Annotated in this window: 3 protein-coding genes; all 3 read left to right on the top strand. The window is 51.1% G+C overall.

Features of this window, described 5'->3' with window-relative positions:
• Positions 1–593: 593 nt before the first annotated feature.
• The gene (trxA, locus tag L691_RS0103570; RefSeq protein ID WP_025688833.1) at positions 594–911 is read left to right on the top strand and encodes a thioredoxin; all 318 of its coding nucleotides are present in this window, start codon (positions 594–596) and stop codon (positions 909–911) included.
• Positions 912–984: 73 nt separating this feature from the next.
• Positions 985–1,239, top strand: coding sequence for a hypothetical protein (locus tag L691_RS0103565; protein WP_025688832.1), 255 nt, complete (start codon positions 985–987; stop codon positions 1,237–1,239).
• Positions 1,240–1,424: 185 nt separating this feature from the next.
• Positions 1,425–2,566, top strand: a 1,142-nt coding sequence (gene uvrC, locus L691_RS0103560; protein WP_025688831.1) for an excinuclease ABC subunit UvrC, incomplete at its 3' end; no start/stop codon positions are given.

The following is a 2,566-nucleotide window of genomic DNA, read 5'->3' as shown; positions in this document are numbered from 1 at the left end:
TGGGATGACTCCAGTTTAATTAAGGGGCCTAGGAGCAATGGCAGGATTTTTCTGTTGGTCGACGTTTTCTTATAGAAAAAACTGCACATTGGCTGTTTTGCCAGCCAGAGTAGCCGTCTCAAGCGAACATGGCTCGACGCGCCAGGTTGAACATATAGGGACAGGTATTACCTTACAAAAGTCACTTCGATTCTCTTGCCCCAGCTATGCGGACGATTATTGCCTGGTGCCACATTTGTTCGTTTATTTTAGTGTTGAAGCTAATTCCATATAAATCTTTAAGTGATTGCTTTTGAAATTTGAAGCTTTCACTTGATAGAACTTTTAAATTTGGGGAATAACCGGTAATGTGACATTTCACATATGCTAGACAAATATGTTATAATAAAAATGTGTCGATAAAAAGTAATCTGGTTATCATATTACATGAAGGCATTAAATATTGCTGGGTCTTACGAAGCGGGCTTCAATTGAAGCTTTTTCTCTTCGCATAACTGATGTATAGCCTTAGCGGAATAATCCGCTGTGCAGAAACCATCATATATTACGAAGCGAGTTCTACTTCGCAAACCCCTTTAAGGAGGAACATTATCATGGCAATTGTTAACGTGTCTGACCAATCCTTTAACAATGAGGTTCAAGGTCAGGGTACTGTTGTAGTAGACTTCTGGGCACCTTGGTGCGGTCCTTGCAAAATGCTTGCTCCAATTCTGGATGAATTGTCCACCGAGCTGGGAGACGGCGTAAAGATCGCAAAACTGAACGTGGATGAAAATCCGGAGACGGCTTCCCGTTTCGGCGTTATGAGCATTCCGACTCTGATCTTCTTTAAAGACGGCCAGCCTGTCGATAAAGTGGTTGGTCTGAACTCCAAAGAATCGCTGAAAAACATCGTAGCCAAACACCAATAATTTTATACCGCATTGTCCGGGCCTTTGGCCCTGCCCAGCGCCTTCGGTTCAAACCGGAGGCGCTTTGTGCGCTATGATAAGCGATCTTGCAGGGAGAGCGGGTCGCTGCACGCATGAAGAGAAATGCGCTGAACCGCGAAGTAAAGCGATTCCCGCAGGGAGAGCGGGCGTTCGCACGCATGAAGAGAAATGCGCCGAAGCACAAAGTAAAGCGAATCCCGCAGGGAGAGCGGGCGTCCGCACGCATGAAGAGAAATGCGTCGAAGCACAAAGTAAAGCGAATCCCGCAGGAGAGCGGGCGTCCGCACGTATGATGGGCAAGCGCTAGGACGCACCGCATGAAAGGTCCCGAGGCCGCCGCCCGTCAGGGCGGGGCCGAGAAGGGACCGCTTGATTCAAACCAGGTCACCACCCCAGGCTCAACGCCGCTCATTCGCCCAGTTCCGGGTGTCCAGAGGGCGGAGCCCTTGGGGTCCTCCCCATTGGGGAGGATTTAGGAGGGGAATATACCACATGGACTACATGGACAACATCCGGAACAAGCTGGCGCTGCTGCCGGATCTGCCCGGATGCTATCTGATGAAGAACGAAGAAGGCACGATCATCTATGTAGGAAAGGCGAAGGTACTGAAGAACCGCGTCCGCTCTTATTTTACGGGCAGCCATAACGGGAAAACCCAACGGCTCGTTGCGGATATCCGCGATTTTGAATACATTGTCACGGCCAGCAACATGGAAGCGCTCATTCTGGAGTGCAACCTGATCAAAAAGCATATGCCGCGCTACAACGTGCAGCTTAAAGACGACAAGACCTTCCCCTACATTAAAATTACGAATGAAAGGCATCCGCGGCTTGAAGTGACGCGCCGGGTGCTGAAAGATAAAGCGAAATATTTCGGACCGTATCCGAACGCCTACGCGGCTCAACAGACGAAGAAGCTGCTTGACCGGATGTATCCCCTGCGCAAATGCGGAGCGATGCCGAAGGAGGTGTGCCTGTATTACCATATGGGCCAGTGCCTTGCTCCGTGCGAGAAGGAAGTGCCCAAATCCGCCTATGAAGAGATTACTCAGAGCATTTCGACCTTTTTAAGCGGCGGGCACGAAGAGGTCAAGAAGGATCTTCAGCAAAAAATGCAGGAGGCAGCGGAGGAGCTTTATTTTGAACGGGCCAAGGAACTGAGGGATCAAATCAACTATATCGAAGCCCTGATGGAGAAGCAGAACATCAACACAGCAGACACGAAGGACCGCGACGTATTTGGCTATGCCGTGGATAAAGGCTGGATGTGCGTGCAGATACTCTATATGAGACAGGGAAAAATGATTCAGCGCCACTCGTCCAGCTTTCCGTTCTATGGAGAAGCTTATAGCGACTTCATGTCGTATGTGACGCAGTATTACAGCGAGAATCCGGCGCTGCCGCAGGAAATTTTGCTGCCTGAAGCGCTGCTCATAGAAGGCGCGGCGTCTATACTTCCGCCGGAGCCTGCGGATAGCGAAGCCGCATCAATGGGCGGTCCCGCTGCTGCGGACAGCGAAGAAGCAGCGGTCCGCGCGGCTGGCGAAGTCACGGCAGGTGCTACACACTCCGCAGCTCACGCCGGAGGGCCGGCCCTTGACGGGGCCGAAGAAGAAGATCCGGCAGGGGAAGA

The sequence above is a fragment of the Paenibacillus zanthoxyli JH29 genome (genome assembly GCF_000520715.1).
GTDB lineage: Bacteria > Bacillota > Bacilli > Paenibacillales > Paenibacillaceae > Paenibacillus_AQ > Paenibacillus_AQ zanthoxyli.
The sequence above is the reverse complement of the archived record's forward strand: the minus strand, read 5'-3'. Positions and strand labels throughout refer to the sequence as shown.

Bases quoted from the DNA above. Each gene is read 5' to 3' on its own strand.
- trxA (WP_025688833.1), top strand. From the start codon at position 594: ATGGCAATTGTTAACGTGTCTGACCAATCCTTTAACAATGAGGTTCAA.
- L691_RS0103565 (WP_025688832.1), top strand. From the start codon at position 985: ATGATAAGCGATCTTGCAGGGAGAGCGGGTCGCTGCACGCATGAAGAG.